The following is a 14,077-nucleotide window of genomic DNA, read 5'->3' as shown; positions in this document are numbered from 1 at the left end:
CAGGCGCACGAGGATCGTCGCCGCACCACCGGGCGCCTCGCACGGGCGCTCTCCCCGAGGCGAGGAGCGCGTGATGAGCCCGAGGAGCGCCGCCGTCGACACGTCCGTCGACACGCTGCAGAAGGCGCTGCGGATCAACCTCGAGCCGCGGTGGTACGGGACCATCGCGGAGATCGGCGCCGGCCAGGAGGTCGCGCGGTGGTTCTTCCGTGCCGGTGGCGCCGCCGGGACGGTCGCCAAGTCGATGTCGGCCTACGACATGGCGGTCAGCGACGCGGTCTACGGCCGGTCGGAGCGCTACGTCTCCCGCGGTCGGCTGGAGGCGATGCTCACCCACGAGCTGGACCTCAACGTCGAGCGGCTCGGCCCGACGCGCGGCGACGACACCTGCTTCTTCGCCTTCGCCGACACCGTCGTGGCCCGCAGCTACCGGGGCGGCAACGAGTGCCACGGCTGGATGGGCGTGCGCTTCCAGGCCCACCCGGCGGACGAGCCGAGCCAGATCGTCATCCACGTCCGGATGCTCGACGACGAGGCCGAGCTGCAGCAGGAGGCCCTCGGCGTCGTCGGCGTCAACCTGCTGCACGCCGCCTTCTTCGAGCGCCTCGAGCCGGGGCAGATGGTCGAGAGCCTGCTCGACCGGCTCTCGACCGGCCGCATCGAGATCGACATGATCGCCTTCAAGGGCATCGAGTTCCGGCACGTCGACAACCGGCTCATGGCGCTGCGGCTGGTCCAGCTGGGGCTGTCCGGCGTCGCCATGTTCGGCCCGGACGGGGAGGTCCAGCAGCCCAGCGAGGTGCTGCGCAAGCGGCCCGTGCTCGTCGAGCGCGGCAGCTTCCGCCCGCCGACGGTCGTCAACATGGACATGCTCCGCTGCGCGCACGAGAAGTTCGCCACCTCCCCCGACGTCGACGGCGACCGGGTGCTGCGCCTGACCGAGCTGACGATGAGCAACCTGCTGGCGGGCGGGGCGGACGTCGACCAGCGGGACTTCCTGGCCCGCGCCGACCTCCTGGGCGCGTGCGGGATGACGACGCTCATCACCGACTACGTCGAGCACCACCGTCTCGCGGCCTACCTCTCCGAGCGCACCCGCGAGCGCATCGGCATCGTCATGGGTGTCCCGAGCCTGGTCGACCTCTTCCAGGAGGCGAGCCACAGCCACCTGCCCGGCGGGATCCTGGAGAGCTTCGGCCGCCTCTTCAAGGACGACCTCAAGCTCTTCGTCTACCCGATGCTCGACATGGGCAGCCACGAGGTGCGCCGGGTCGGCCAGGTGCAGGTGACCGAGGAGCTGCAGCCGTTGTTCGACTACCTCGCGGGCCGTGGCAGCTTCGTCGACCTCGACAACTTCCGCGAGGACTTCCTGCCGATCCTCAGCCGCGACGTCCTGCGTCGCATCGCCGCCGGCGACGACAGCTGGGAGCCGATGGTCCCGCCCGAGGTGGCCGACATGGTCAGGCGTCGCGGCTTCTTCGGGCACGCGCGGGCGGGTTCGTAGGGGCGTCCGGCTGCCTCAGGCCTGGCTGAGCAGCACCAGCGGGACGGCGACGAGCGCCGCGACGAGCACCACGCCCAGGGCGAGGACGCCGAGCAGCACCCACCCGACGACCTCCGCCGCCAGGGCCACCTCCCGGCCCGGCAGGCCCGCCGCCTCGCAGCGCCGGCGGGTCCGGCGGCCGAGGACCACCCCGACGACGGGGCCGGCCACGGGCAGGGCGAGGGCCAGCGTCAGCGCGACGAAGGCCTCCGGCGGTGTCCCGGCCGGTGCCCGCGACGCCACGAGGGCGACGACGGGGGCACGCAGCAGCAGAGGGCTCACGCCCCACCGTGCACCGCTGCGGCCGCACGGCGCCCGCTCCGGACGCCGGCGGGGGCCCGGACCACCCGCTCGGAGCAGCGGCGAGCTACCCGAGTGTCCCGAGGAGCCCGACGGCGGCGGTGACCAGCGCGCCCACCCCGCTGACCAGGAGCACGACGCCGGCCGCGACGACCGCGGCCCCGCTCTGCTCGGCGGGCGAGCCCGCCACCGGCTCGACGACGTCGGCCACCTCCGGGTCGTCGGCGTCGTGGCGCAGCCGCACCGGTGTCCGCAGGTACCACTCCCTGTCGGTCAGCGGCCCCGCGACCGTCGTGACCGTGACGCCCTCGGCGGTGGTGAAGCGGACGACGGGGCGGAAGGCCCGCGCGGTCGCGTCGCCGCGCCCGCGGGTGTGGATCTGGGTGTCGACGACCCGCCCGGCCACCTCGCGACCGTGCTGGCGCAGCCGCCGTCGGCGCCGGGCGAGGCGCCGCTCGCGCCGCAGCACCGACGCACCCGCGAGGGCGAGGGCCAGGCCGACGACGAGGGTCAGGGTGGTCAGCGCACCGGCCAGGACGCTCGTCACCCCGTCGCCCTCGTGGTGGCAGGACGTCGGGGTGGCACCCACCCAGCCTGGCACGACGGTCCGGACGGGTGAGCAGAACGCCGGGGCTCACCCGTCCGGGGTGGTCGAGGCCGCCACCTGCCGATGGGGAGGCCATGACCGACTGGCGACGTGTCCCGGAGGTGGCTACGCCGCACCTGGTGGGTGTCACGCTCTCGGTCGCGTACGCCCTCGCCAGCCTCAGCTGCCTGCTGGTCCTCGCCGGGCAGCACGCCTCGACGTCCCGGGGCGTCCTCGCGGCGGTCGCCGGCACCGGCGTCGTCGCGGGAGCAGGGGTGGCGCTGCTGCGCCACCGGGTCGGCCGGCCCGCCGTGCACGCCCTCGTCGCGCTGAGCATCGGCCTGGCCGCGCTGGTGAGCGTCGTCGCCGACGACGCCTCCGGCGCCCTCCTGCTCGCGAGCCTGCACACCGTCGTCGCCGTCGCGGCCACCATCTTCTTCCCGCTCGCGACCGCCGCCGGCTACCTGTCCGCGTCGATGGCGCTCAGCACGACGGCGCTGCTGCTGCGCGGCGACGTCACCGTCGCCGAGACGGTCGCCGCCGACCTGCTGCTCGTCGCCGTCGCCGTCATGGTGCGCCTCGTGGTCGACCGCGCCTCCAGCGCCAGCGTCGACGCGCTCACCGGGCTGCCCAACCGGCGCGGTCTCGACGACCTGCTCGACCGGGAGCTGCGGGCCGCCGACCGCTCCGGGGAAGCGCTCGCCGTGGCGATGCTGGACCTCGACGGCTTCAAGCGGGTCAACGCGACCGGGGGCAACGACGCCGGCGACGCGGCGCTGCGGGAGGTCGCGGCGAGCTGGCGGGCCGCGCTGCCCGCCAGGTCGGCTCTGACGCGCTTCGGCGGCGACCAGTTCGCCGTCCTGCTGCCCGGCGGGGACGAGGAGGAGCTGGTGCGCGTGCTGCAGCCGCTCGTCACGGACACCCGCCGGCCGGCGTCCGCCGGCGTCGTCCGGGCCCGCCTGGACGAGACCCCCGCCGAGCTGCTGCGCCGGGCCGACGCGGCGGTGCACCGGGCCAAGCGCGCCGGTCGTGGCCGCTGCGTCGTGGGCGCCGACGGGGGCGGCGAGACACTCAGCGGGTCGGCGCTGCTGGCCTCGGCCCTGTCGCTGGCGCTGGACCGCGGGCAGGTGAAGGTCCACTACCAGCCGCTCTACGCCTACGACGCGTCCGGGACGCCGGTCCTGTGCGGCCTCGAGGCACTGGCCCGGTGGGTGCATGCCGTCCAGGGCCCCATCAGCCCGGCGGAGTTCGTCGCCGCCGCCGAGGAGCACGGGCTGGTGCACCGTCTCGGCTCCGCCGTGCTGGAGCGGACGTGCCGCGAGCTGGCGTCGTCGCCGGCCGCCGTCGCGTCGGGCGTCGTCGTCGGCGTGAACGTCTCAGGGCTGGAGCTGGTGCGCCCCGGCTACGCCGAGGGTGTCGCGCAGGTCCTGCGCCGCACGGGCTGGCCGGCCGGGCGCCTCGTGCTGGAGGTCACCGAGTCCGTCGTCGAGGCCGACGCCGAGGTGGCGGTCGCCGCGCTGCACGCCGTCCGGGCGCAGGGGGTCGGTGTCGCCGTCGACGACTTCGGCACGGGCTACTCCTGCCTCAGCCGGCTCGACGACGTCCCCGCCAACTACCTGAAGCTCGACCGGTCCTTCACCGCCACGGCCCACACCTCCCCGCGCCGGGCCCTCCTCGTGGCGGCCGTCGTCCAGCTCAGCCGGGCGATGGGCCTCGGCGTCGTCGCCGAGGGCGTCGAGACCGCCGAGCAGGCCGAGGCGCTGCGCGCGCTGGGTTGCGACCTCTTCCAGGGCTACCACCTCGCGCGCCCCGAGCCGCTGGCCGCGCTCGCGGCCCGGCTGGAGAGCACCCCGGCCGCCACGACGCCCGGCTCCAGGACGCCCGGGGCAGCCCACGTGCCCGGGCAACGCCGGGACGACGTCCCGGCGTCGTCGCGCTGAACCGCCTCCGCCCGGTACCGTCGCCCCGCGGACGAGCGGGTCGGGCGGCCGCGTCGCCGGTCACCTCCTCGCGGGGCGGCCGGCGCCGAGGAACGTCCGGGCTCCGCAGGGCAGGGTGGTGGGTAACGCCCACCCGGGGTGACCCGCGGGACAGTGCCACAGAGAGAAGACCGCCTCGCGGCCGTCCTCGGACGGCCCGCGGGGTAAGGGTGAAAGGGTGGTGCAAGAGACCACCAGCACCCCCGGTGACGGGGGTGGCTCGGCAAACCCCACCCGGAGCAAGACCAGACAGGCAGCGCTCGAGGGCGGCCCGCCCGAGCTGCCGGGTAGGTCGCTGGAGGCGTGCGGCGACGTACGCCCGAGATGGATGGTCGCCCCCTCGCCAGCGCCGGTGACGGCGGCGGGGGACAGAACCCGGCGTACAGACCCGCTCGTCCGCACCTCGCGCTCCCCCGACCGGTCGCCGCCTAGCCTGCCTGGCATGGGCGTGGCGGACGACGCGCGGCGGCGTCGGTGGGAGGAGCGCGCCGAGTGGCCGCTCACCGGTGCCGCGCTGGTGTTCATCGCCGCCTACGCCGTCCCGATCCTCGACACCGCGCTGTCGCCGACGCTCGCGTCGGCCCTGACGGCCGCCGGGTGGGTCGTCTGGGGGGTCTTCCTCGTCGACTACGTCGTCCGGCTGACGCTGGCCGAGCGACGGTGGCGCTTCGTGCGCACCCACCTGCTCGACCTCGCCGTCGTCGCCCTGCCGCTGCTGCGCCCGCTGCGGCTGCTGCGGCTCGTGACGCTCCTCGTCGTGCTCAACCGGCACGCGGCGAGCAGCCTGCGCGGGCGCGTGGCGGTCTACATCGCCGGTGCCAGCGTCCTGGTCGTCGCGGTCGCCGCCCTCGCGGCGCTGGACGCCGAGCGGGGCGCGCCCGGGGCCCAGATCGAGGGCTACGCCGACGCGCTGTGGTGGTCGGTCGTCACGGTGTCCACCGTCGGCTACGGCGACATCACGCCCGTGACCGACGAGGGCCGCGCCATCGCCGTCGGCCTCATGATCACCGGCGTGGCGCTCCTGGGCAGCGTGACCGCCTCGCTCGCCTCCTGGCTCGTCGACAAGGTGCGCCAGGAGGAGGACGAGGAGGAGCCGCCGGCCACCCGCGCCGACGTCGCCGCGCTCGCCGCGCAGGTCGCGGCGCTGCGGGCCGAGCTGGCCGGGCGCGGCCCCGGGCAGGCCGCGGTGCCGGCCCGCACCGAGGCGCCCGAGGACGGCGGCGACCGCCGCGGGAGTTCGTAGGCTCCGCCGCGTGCTCGTGCTGCTGCCGCCCTCGCAGGGCAAGACCCCCGCGCAGGACGGCCAGCCGGTCGACCTGCGCGCCCTCTCCTTCCCCGCCCTGACGGCGACCCGCCGCAGCGTCCTCGGCGCCACGGCACGCCTGGCCCGCACGCAGGCGGGCCGCGAGGCGCTGGGCGCCGGCAGCGACCAGCTCCGCGGCGAGGCCGAGCGCACCACCCGCTGGCGCACCGAGCCCGCCACCCCTGTCGCCGACCTCTACACCGGCGTCCTCTTCGACGCGCTCGACCTCGCCTCCCTCGACGACGACGCCCATGCCCGGGCCGGGCGGCGCCTGCTCGTCGCGTCCGCCGCCTGGGGCGTCCTGCGCCTGGCCGACCGGGTGCCCGCCTACCGGCTCGCCATGGGCGTGCGGCTGCCCGAGCACGAGCGCCTGGCGTCGGTGTGGCGCGAGCCGCTGCGCGCGGCGCTCGACCCGGTCGCCGCCGAGGGGCTCGTCGTCGACTGCCGCTCGGGCGACTACGCCGCCGCGTGGAGCCCGCGCGGCGCAGCGGCGACCCGCACCGTCGCCGTCCGCGTGCTCCGCGAGGTGGACGGCCGGCGGTCGGTCGTCTCCCACATGGCCAAGCACACGCGCGGCCTCGTCGCCCGGGCGCTCGTCCTCGAGCCGGGCGAGCCGACGACCCCGCAGGAGTGCTGCCAGCTGCTCGCCGCCGCCCTGCCGCCGCTGGTACGGGCGGCGACCGCGGCGTCGGTGCGCGGCGCGGACGACGTCGCCGTCGAGCTCGGCGAACCCGGTCGTGACGGCCGCCGAGGGCTCGACGTCGTCCTGCGCTGACCCGGCCCCACGCCCGCCGGCCCCGCCCTGCACTCTCCCGCCCGCCCACCGCTCCCGCCCGCAGGACCCCAGGAGGACCCGTGACCGGTACCCCGCTCGTCGACGACGCCCTGCGCGCCGACCTGCACGACCTCTACCGCACGCTGCACGCCGCGCCCGAGCTGTCGATGGCCGAGCACGCGACGGCGCGGCTGCTCACCGAGCGGGTCGAGGCGCTGGGCCTGACCGCCCGCACCGTCGGCGGCACCGGCGTCGTCGCGGTGCTGGAGAACGGCCCCGGGCCGGTCGTGGCCTTCCGCGCCGACACCGACGGGCTGCCCGTCGCCGAGGACAGCGGCGTCGACTACGCGAGCACCGCCCGCGGCGTCCTGCCCGACGGCAGCGACGTGCCCGTCATGCACGCGTGCGGGCACGACACGCACATGACGAGCGCGATCGGGCTGGCAGCGCTGCTCGCGCGCGACCGGTCGGCCTGGGCGGGCACCTTCGTGCTGCTGCTGCAGCCCGGCGAGGAGACCGGTGCCGGGGCGCGGGCGATGGTCGCCGACGGGCTGTGGGAGCACGTCCCCCGCCCGCAGGTCGTCCTCGGCCAGCACGTGTGGTCGGGGCGGGCGGGCACGGTCGAGGTCTCGACCGGGCCGGCGATGGCGATGGCCGACGCCTGGAGGGTGACGGTGCACGGGCGCGGCGGGCACGGCTCGCAGCCGCACACGAGCACCGACCCCGTCGTCCTCGCCGCGCACATGGTCGTGCGGCTGCAGTCGGTCGTCTCCCGCGAGGTGGCGCCGCAGGCCGCCGCCGTCGTCACGGTGGGCAGCTTCCACGCCGGGCTGAAGGAGAACATCATCCCCAGCGAGGCGGTCTTCACGGTCAACGTGCGCTCGCTCGACGAGGACGTGCGCGCTGGCGTGCTGGCCGCCGTCCGCCGGGTGCTCGACGCCGAGGCGCTGGCGTCGGGGGCACCGCCGCCTAAGGTCGAGGAGCTCTACACCTTCCCCCTCACGACCAACGACCCCGGCGCCACCGCCACGGTGACGGCGGCGCTCACCGGGGCGCTCGGCGCAGACCGGGTCCGCGCCTGCCCGCCCCGGATGGGCAGCGAGGACTTCGGCTTCCTGCCCGAGTCGGTCGGCGTGCCCGGCGTCTACTGGTTCTTCGGCGGCATGCCCGACGCCGTCGTCGACGGGCCGGAGCCGGTGCCGGTCAACCACTCCCCGCACTTCGCGCCCGCGCTGGAGCCGACGCTGACGACCGGCGTCACCGCCGCCCACGCCGCCGTCATGGCCTGGCTGGGCGTGGAGGCCGCCGCCTGACGGCGCGCTGGGCGGCGATGACGCAGGCCCCTCCGGCAGGGCCGCCCCTAGCCCCTGCGACGATGACGGCGACGCGGCCACCAGGTCCGCCGACATCTCGACCGAGCGCCGGGAGGCCGACGTGCTGGACGCCGCACCCGCGCCCCGCCCGGCCGACCACCGCCTCGCCGACCACCGCCCGGCCGACTACCGCCCGCGGGGGTCGTAGGTGGCGCTCGTCGCCCTCCTCGCCGGGCTGGGCCTGCTGGCCGCCGCCGCCCCGCTCCTCGGACGGCTGCTCGGGCGCCAGGTCGGCTGGGTGCTCGCCACCGGCTTCGCGGTCGCGGCCGCCGGCGTCGCCGTCCTCGCGCCGGGCGTCCTCGCCGGCACCCCCGTCGAGGTCTCGCGCGCCTGGCTGCCCAGCCTCGGCGTCGAGGCCGCGCTGCGGCTGGACGGCACGTCGCTCGTCTTCGTGATGGTCGCCCTCGTCGTCGGGGCGCTCGTGCTGGCCTACTGCGCCAGCTACCTCGACGACGAGGAGGCCCGCGGCCCCGTCCCGGCGCTGCTCGTCGTCTTCGCCGCGTCGATGTGCCTGCTCGTGCTCGCCGACGACCTGGCCCTGCTGTACGTCGGCTGGGAGCTGACGACGCTCTGCTCCTTCGTCCTCCTCTCGACCGCCGGCGCCGACGCCGCCGCGCCGGCCCGACGAGCGCTGCTCGTGACCGTCACCGGCGGCCTGGCGCTGCTCGCCGCGGTCGTGCTGCTCGTCGCCGCCACCGGGACCTCGCGGATCTCGACCATCACCGCGGACCCGGCGCTGGTCCTCGGCTCGCCGCTCGCCCCGTGGGTCGCCGTCCTGCTCGTGGTCGCGGCCGCGACGAAGTCGGCGCAGATGCCGCTGCACTTCTGGCTGCCAGGCGCCATGGTCGCGATGACGCCGGTCAGCGCCTACCTGCACGCGGCGACGATGGTGAAGGCCGGCATCTACCTGCTCGTGCGGGTCAGCCCCGTGTACGGCGGCCAGCCCGCCTGGACCGCCGCGCTGCTCGTCCTCGGTCTCACCACCGCCGTCCTCGGCGCGCTGCTGGCCCTACGCGAGCACGACCTCAAGGGCGTCCTCGCCTACTCCACCGTCAGCCAGCTGGGCCTGCTCGTCGCGGCCATCGGCGTGGGGACGCCGACCGCGCTGGCCGCCGCGCTGCTGCACACCGCCGCCCACGCCCTGTTCAAGGCGACGCTGTTCATGCTCGTCGGCATCGTCGACCACGAGACCGGTGGGCGCGACGTCCGTGACCTCGCGGGCCTGCGCCACGTGATGCCGAGGACGGCGCTGGCGACGGCGGTCGCGGCCCTCTCGATGGCCGGGGTGCCGCCGCTGCTGGGCTTCGTCAGCAAGGAGTACCTGTTCCAGGGCTTCCTCTCGGTGGACCTGGCGCCGTGGGTCGGCCCGGTCGCCGCGCTGACCGCCGTCGCGGCGTCCGCGCTGACCTTCGCCTACGCGCTGCGCATCGTCCACGGCGCCTTCGGCGGCGGCGAGCCCTCCCACCCCGACCTGCACGAGCCGCCGACGGCCTTCCTGGCCCCGGCCGCCCTCGCGGCGCTGGTGGGGCTGGTCGCCGGTCCCGCCGTCTCCCTCGCTGACCCCGTGGTCGCGGCCGCGACCGCCGACGCGCTGCCGGGGGCCGACGCCCCGGAGGTCTACTTCTGGCACGGCCTCTCCCCCGAGCTGGGCCTGTCTGCGCTCACCATCGCCCTCGGGTCGTTGCTGTTCTGGCGCCGTGACGGCGTCGACCGGGTGCTGCAGTCCTGGTCACCGCCGTCGGTGGGCCGGCTCTTCGACCGCGGGCACGACGGGCTGCTGCACACCGCCGGGGTGCTCGGACGCCCGGACGCCGCCGGCGCGGAGGCGGGCCACCTCGTGCGGGTGCTCGTCGCGGTGCTCGCCCTCGCCGTCCCGGCCGCCGTCGTGCTGGGGCCGCTGCCGGAGCGGACGGCGGGCAGCCAGCCGGCCGAGTGGGCGGTCGTCGGGCTGCTGCTGGTCGTCGTCCTCGTCGCCGCGTGCACCCGCTCGGCCCTCGTGCTCGTCTGCGCGCTCGGGCTCATCGGCCTGCTCGTCGCCGGCTGGTTCCTGCTGCAGGGCGCCCTCGACGTGGCCATCACCCTGCTGCTCGTGGAGGTCCTCACGGCCGTGGCGGTCGTGCTGGCGCTGCGCGGCGGTGACGACCGGCTCCCCCGGGCCCAGCGCCGGCGCGCCCTCCCGACGGGCGCCCTGGCCGTCGGCGTCGCCCTCGTCGCCGGGGCCGGGACGTGGGCGATGACGGGGCGCGGGGACCTGTCGCCCGTCGGCGAGCGCGTCCTCTCGGGCGCCGAGGCCGCCACCGGGGGCACGAACGCCGTCAACGTCGTCCTCGTCGACGTCCGCGGGCTCGACACCTTCCTGGAGACCGTCGTCGTCGGCGTGGTCGCCCTCGGGCTCGTCATGCTCGGCCGCGGCCCGGCGGGACGGCGGCGCGGGCCGGCCGGGCCGGAGCCGGCGAGCGAGGACGTCGTCCTGCGGGTCGGTGCGCGCGTCCTCGTGCCGCTCATGCTCGTCATCTCCGTGTGGCTGCTGTGGCGCGGCCACGACCAGCCGGGCGGGGGGTTCATCGCCGCTCTCGTGCTCGGCAGCGCCGTCGCCCTCGGCCACCTCGCCGGCGGCCAGGCGCCCTTCGCCCGTACCCCGCGGTGGATGGCGCCGAGCGTCCTCGCCGGTGCGGGCCTGTGCCTGGCGCTCGGCACGGGCCTGTACCCCCTGCTGGTCGGCGGCACGCTGCTGGAGCCCACCGACGTCCCGGTGCTGGGCGCGCTCGGCCTCGGCTACGCCGTCCTCTTCGACGTCGGGGTGTACCTGCTCGTGCTCTCCCTCGCCGTCGCCGCCGTGCACTCCCTCGACGCCGGGGCGGCGACGGCGCTCCCCCCGTCACGGGGGCGGCCTCGCACGGGCGGGGACGAGGAGCCGGCGCCCGTGCGGCCGGCCACCACGGTGCCCGAGGAGGTCTCGTGACCACCGCCTTCGTCGTCGCGCTGCTCGCCGGGACCGGGAGCTACCTCGTCCTGCACCGCGGGTCGGTCCGGGTGATCGTCGGGTTCGTGCTCCTCGGGCACGCGGCGGTCGTGCTGCTCGTCGCCTCCGCGGGTGGCGACCGGCGCGGCGTCCCGCTGCTGGACCAGGTCGCCGACGTCCCGCTCGGCGACCCGGTGCCGCAGGCCTTCGCGCTCACGGCCGTCGTCATCGCCTTCGCCGTGACGCTGCTGCTGCTCGGCGTCCTGCGCGCCCAGGGCGCGGCAGCCGACGACGACGCCGAGGACGCCGAGGTCGAGGAGCAGGCCGGCGCCGACGCCGGCCGGGTCGGCGGCCACGGCGACTCCGGAGAGGTGGGCCGCGACGGATGAACGTCCACCAGCTGGTGCTGATCGGCATGGTCGCCCTGCCGCTGCTCGTCGCGGGCGTGCTCGTCCTGACGCGCGGGGCGAGCCAGCCCGACCTGTCCGGGACGGTGCGCTGGGCCGGTCGTCTCACCGCCGCCGCGCAGGGCGCCGGGGCGCTGGTCCTGCTGCTGCGGGCGGTCGACGACGGGCCGACCGTCGTGCAGGTGGGCGGGTGGGTGCCCGGCGTCGCCATCCCGCTGGCCGCCGACGGCTTCGGCTCCGTGGTCGCCCTCGCCGTCGCCGTCGTCGTGCTGGCCGGGCTGGTGCACGCCCGCGGGACGGGCGAGGACCGCGCCCCGCTGCTCGTGCCGCTCGTCCTCGTGGTCCAGGCAGGCGTCAACGGCGCCCTCTTCACGGCCGACCTGTTCAACCTCTTCGTCTTCGTCGAGATCATGCTCGTGCCGAGCTACGTCCTGCTCTTCCTCGGGCGACGGCGCACGCACGCGCGCATGGACGCCGCGCGGGTCTACGTCGCCGTCAACCTGCTGGCCTCGACGATCTTCCTCGCCGGTGTCGCGCTCGTGTACGCGAGCACGGGCACGGTGCAGCTCGGGGAGCTGGCGCAGCTGCCGCGCACGCCCGAGCTGGACGTCGCCGTCTGGTTCCTCCTGCTGCCCATGGCCTTCAAGTGCGGCGCGGTGCCGCTGCACGGGTGGCTGCCGCGCAGCTACGCCGTCGCCGGGCCCGCCGTCGTGGCGATCTTCTCCGGCCTGCTGACGAAGACCGGCCTCGTCGTGCTCATCCGGCTCGACGCGCTGCTCGTGCCCGACGGCTCGGCGGTCGCCGGTGTCGTCCTCGTCGTCGCGCTGCTGTCCGCCAGCGTCGGCGTGCTACTCGCCGTCGGCTCCAAGGGCATGCGGGCGGTGCTGGCGGCGCACATGGTGAGCCAGGTCGGCTTCCTGCTCGCCGGGGTCGGGCTGGTGACCACGCTCGGGCTGGCGGCCTCGGTCTTCTTCCTCGTGCAGTACGTCGTCGTCAAGGCGGCGCTGTTCATGGTGTCCGGGGCCGTGGAGACGCGGTACGGGACGGACGAGCTCTCCTCGCTCGGCGGCCTCGCGCACCGCGAGCCGGTGCTGGCCCTGGCGTTCGCGCTCTCGGCGGCGGCGCTCGTGGGGCTGCCGCCGACGTCCGGCTTCGTCGGCAAGCTGCAGGTGCTCACGGCAGCGGTCGGCGCCGGCGCCTACGTGACCGTCGCCGTCCTCGTCGTCGTGAGCCTGCTGACGCTGACGTCGATGCTCAAGGTGTGGAACGGCGTCTTCTGGGGCCCGGCCGACGACGCGCCCCGACCGCTCGCCACGCGCGCCGCCGGGCTGGGCGCCGCCGACGGCCTGGGGCTCGCCGGACCGGCGCAGCGGGACGAGGACGCCCGCGAGAGCGGCACGGACCGCCGCGGCGGCGGGGTGGGCAGCCGCGAGCGCGGCACCCGCGACGACGGGCAGGCGCCCGCCGCCGCCGCCAGCCGGGCGACGCGGGCGGCCCTCGTCGGTCCGCCGCTCGTGCTCGGCGTCGTCGCGCTCCTGCTGGGCGTCGGGGCGGAGCCGCTGCTGGCCGTCGCCGACCAGGCGGCCGCCGGGCTCGCCGACCCGGGCGCGTGGGCGGCCGTCGTGACAGGGCCGCCGCGGTGAGGGGCCCGGTGGGCCGGGCGGTCGGGCTGGTCGCCTTCGGCGGCTGGTACGCGGGTCAGTTCCTGGTGGCCAACGTGCAGGTGCTCGGCGCGGTGCTCTCGCCGCGCCTGACCATCTCGCCCGCGGCGATCCGGGTGAGCTCCCGCGCCCGCACGGACGTCGAGCTGGCCACCTTCATCGCCCTCGTCGGGCTGACGCCGGGCACGATGGTGGTCGGCAGCCAGGACCGCCGCGACGAGGGCGGCTCGCCCCTGCTCGACGTCCACGTCATCGACGCGGCCGACGCGCACGAGCGCGTCGAGCAGCTAGAGACCCGCCTGCTCGCCGCCCTGCGCGGCACCCGCGCGACCACGACGGACGCCGCGTCATGACCGCGCCCCTCCGCCGCACCCCTTCCCCGGCAGATCGACGTCGTCGAGCCGTGAAAGCACCCCCATCCCCGGCAGATAGTCGTCGACGTGCCGTGAAGGAGCCTCCATACCCGGCACTTCGTCGTCGAAGTGCCGTGGGAGGGGCCGCATCGGCGGCGAGTCGTCGTCGATGCGCCGGAGAGACGGCCGTGAGAGGGGTGGGGTCGTGATCGTCGTCGACGTCTGCCTCGTCGTCATGGCGCTGTGCCTGCTGGTCGCGTCGTGGCGGGTCGTCGTCGGTCCGAGCGACGCCGACCGCGTGCTCGCCGTGGACCTCGGCTTCGTCGTCGTCGTCTGCTCCGTGGCGCTGCTCGCGGTGCGGCTGGCCACCCCGGCCTTCCTCGACCTCGTGCTCGTCGCCACGCTCGTGGGCTTCCTCGCCACCGTCGTCCTCGCGCGGCTCGTCGCGGGACGGGCCGCAGGAGGCTCCTCGTGAGCGTCGTCGTCGCCGTGCTCGGGCAGGGGCTGCTGCTGCTGGGCTCGCTGCTCGTCGGCGCCGCCGCGGTGGGCATGGTGCGGCTGCCCGACGTCTACGCCCGCACGAACGCCGTGGCCAAGGCCGCCGGGCTGGGGCTCGTCCTCGTGCTCCTCGGTGGCATGGTGCTCGCCCCGACCGCTGGCGCCGTCGTCACCCTGCTCGTGGCCGTCGGACTGCAGCTGTTCACGGTGCCGATCGCCGGTTTCGAGATCGGGCAGGCGGCGCGCCTCACCGGCGCCGTGGCGAGCGAGCGCACGCACGTCGACGAGATCGACCTGCCGACGGGCGACGACGACGCCCACCCGCGGAGCGGCTGAG

The 14,077-nt window shown here is 76.3% G+C and carries 13 protein-coding genes and 1 other RNA gene; 12 read left to right on the top strand and 2 right to left on the bottom strand.

From position 1 onward, the window contains the following. The first annotated feature begins 73 nt into the window (after positions 1 to 73). Positions 74 to 1,504: a TonB-dependent receptor gene (locus WDV86_RS13260; RefSeq protein WP_339568108.1), complete on the top strand. Its 1,431-nt coding sequence runs from the start codon at positions 74 to 76 to the stop codon at positions 1,502 to 1,504. Between the two features lie 15 nt (positions 1,505 to 1,519). On the opposite strand, the gene WDV86_RS13255 is transcribed toward WDV86_RS13260, so the two are convergent. Together WDV86_RS13255 and WDV86_RS13250 are read right to left on the bottom strand one after the other, a co-directional pair. After that, positions 1,520 to 1,825 (bottom strand): hypothetical protein, encoded by a 306-nt coding sequence (locus tag WDV86_RS13255; RefSeq protein WP_339568107.1) that lies wholly within the window; start codon positions 1,823 to 1,825, stop codon positions 1,520 to 1,522. A gap of 85 nt (positions 1,826 to 1,910) precedes the next feature. Next, positions 1,911 to 2,390 carry a DUF3592 domain-containing protein gene (locus WDV86_RS13250; RefSeq protein WP_339568106.1) on the bottom strand — a complete coding sequence of 160 codons (480 nt, stop codon included), beginning with the start codon at positions 2,388 to 2,390 and terminating at the stop codon, positions 1,911 to 1,913. 179 nt (positions 2,391 to 2,569) lie between these two features. Between WDV86_RS13250 and WDV86_RS13245 the strand changes: the two genes are divergently transcribed. From WDV86_RS13245 to WDV86_RS13195, 11 genes are all read left to right on the top strand, one after another. Beyond that, positions 2,570 to 4,369, top strand: coding sequence for a putative bifunctional diguanylate cyclase/phosphodiesterase (locus WDV86_RS13245; RefSeq protein WP_339568105.1), 1,800 nt, complete (start codon positions 2,570 to 2,572; stop codon positions 4,367 to 4,369). A 32-nt stretch (positions 4,370 to 4,401) separates the two neighbouring features. Continuing rightward, an RNA gene (gene rnpB / locus WDV86_RS13240) (RNase P RNA component class A) lies at positions 4,402 to 4,807 on the top strand. Positions 4,808 to 4,850: 43 nt separating this feature from the next. Beyond that, positions 4,851 to 5,651, top strand: coding sequence for a potassium channel family protein (locus tag WDV86_RS13235; RefSeq protein ID WP_339568104.1), 801 nt, complete (start codon positions 4,851 to 4,853; stop codon positions 5,649 to 5,651). 10 nt (positions 5,652 to 5,661) lie between these two features. Then, complete coding sequence (locus tag WDV86_RS13230; protein WP_339568103.1) at positions 5,662 to 6,486, top strand: YaaA family protein; 825 nt, start codon at positions 5,662 to 5,664, stop codon at positions 6,484 to 6,486. An 80-nt stretch (positions 6,487 to 6,566) separates the two neighbouring features. Then, a complete protein-coding gene (locus WDV86_RS13225; protein ID WP_339568102.1) occupies positions 6,567 to 7,799 on the top strand; it encodes an amidohydrolase in 1,233 nt (410 codons plus the stop codon). 208 nt (positions 7,800 to 8,007) lie between these two features. Beyond that, positions 8,008 to 10,821: a hydrogen gas-evolving membrane-bound hydrogenase subunit E gene (gene mbhE, locus WDV86_RS13220; RefSeq protein ID WP_339568101.1), complete on the top strand. Its 2,814-nt coding sequence runs from the start codon at positions 8,008 to 8,010 to the stop codon at positions 10,819 to 10,821. Beyond that, complete coding sequence (locus tag WDV86_RS13215) at positions 10,818 to 11,210, top strand: sodium:proton antiporter (protein WP_339568100.1); 393 nt, start codon at positions 10,818 to 10,820, stop codon at positions 11,208 to 11,210. The genes mbhE and WDV86_RS13215 overlap by 4 nt, the downstream gene beginning before the upstream one ends. Continuing rightward, the gene (locus WDV86_RS13210; protein WP_339568099.1) at positions 11,207 to 12,871 is read left to right on the top strand and encodes a proton-conducting transporter transmembrane domain-containing protein; all 1,665 of its coding nucleotides are present in this window, start codon (positions 11,207 to 11,209) and stop codon (positions 12,869 to 12,871) included. The genes WDV86_RS13215 and WDV86_RS13210 overlap by 4 nt, the downstream gene beginning before the upstream one ends. After that, positions 12,868 to 13,242, top strand: coding sequence for a Na+/H+ antiporter subunit E (locus WDV86_RS13205; protein WP_339568098.1), 375 nt, complete (start codon positions 12,868 to 12,870; stop codon positions 13,240 to 13,242). The genes WDV86_RS13210 and WDV86_RS13205 overlap by 4 nt, the downstream gene beginning before the upstream one ends. A gap of 205 nt (positions 13,243 to 13,447) precedes the next feature. Then, complete coding sequence (locus tag WDV86_RS13200) at positions 13,448 to 13,717, top strand: monovalent cation/H+ antiporter complex subunit F (RefSeq protein WP_339568097.1); 270 nt, start codon at positions 13,448 to 13,450, stop codon at positions 13,715 to 13,717. Then, positions 13,714 to 14,076 carry a cation:proton antiporter gene (locus WDV86_RS13195; protein WP_339568096.1) on the top strand — a complete coding sequence of 121 codons (363 nt, stop codon included), beginning with the start codon at positions 13,714 to 13,716 and terminating at the stop codon, positions 14,074 to 14,076. The genes WDV86_RS13200 and WDV86_RS13195 overlap by 4 nt, the downstream gene beginning before the upstream one ends. The last annotated feature ends 1 nt before the right edge of the window (position 14,077 follow it).

Source organism: Pseudokineococcus sp. 1T1Z-3 (genome assembly GCF_037482365.1).
Lineage (GTDB): Bacteria > Actinomycetota > Actinomycetes > Actinomycetales > Quadrisphaeraceae > Pseudokineococcus.
Note: the sequence above shows the minus strand (reverse complement) of the source record. Positions and strands in the feature narration are given on the sequence as shown.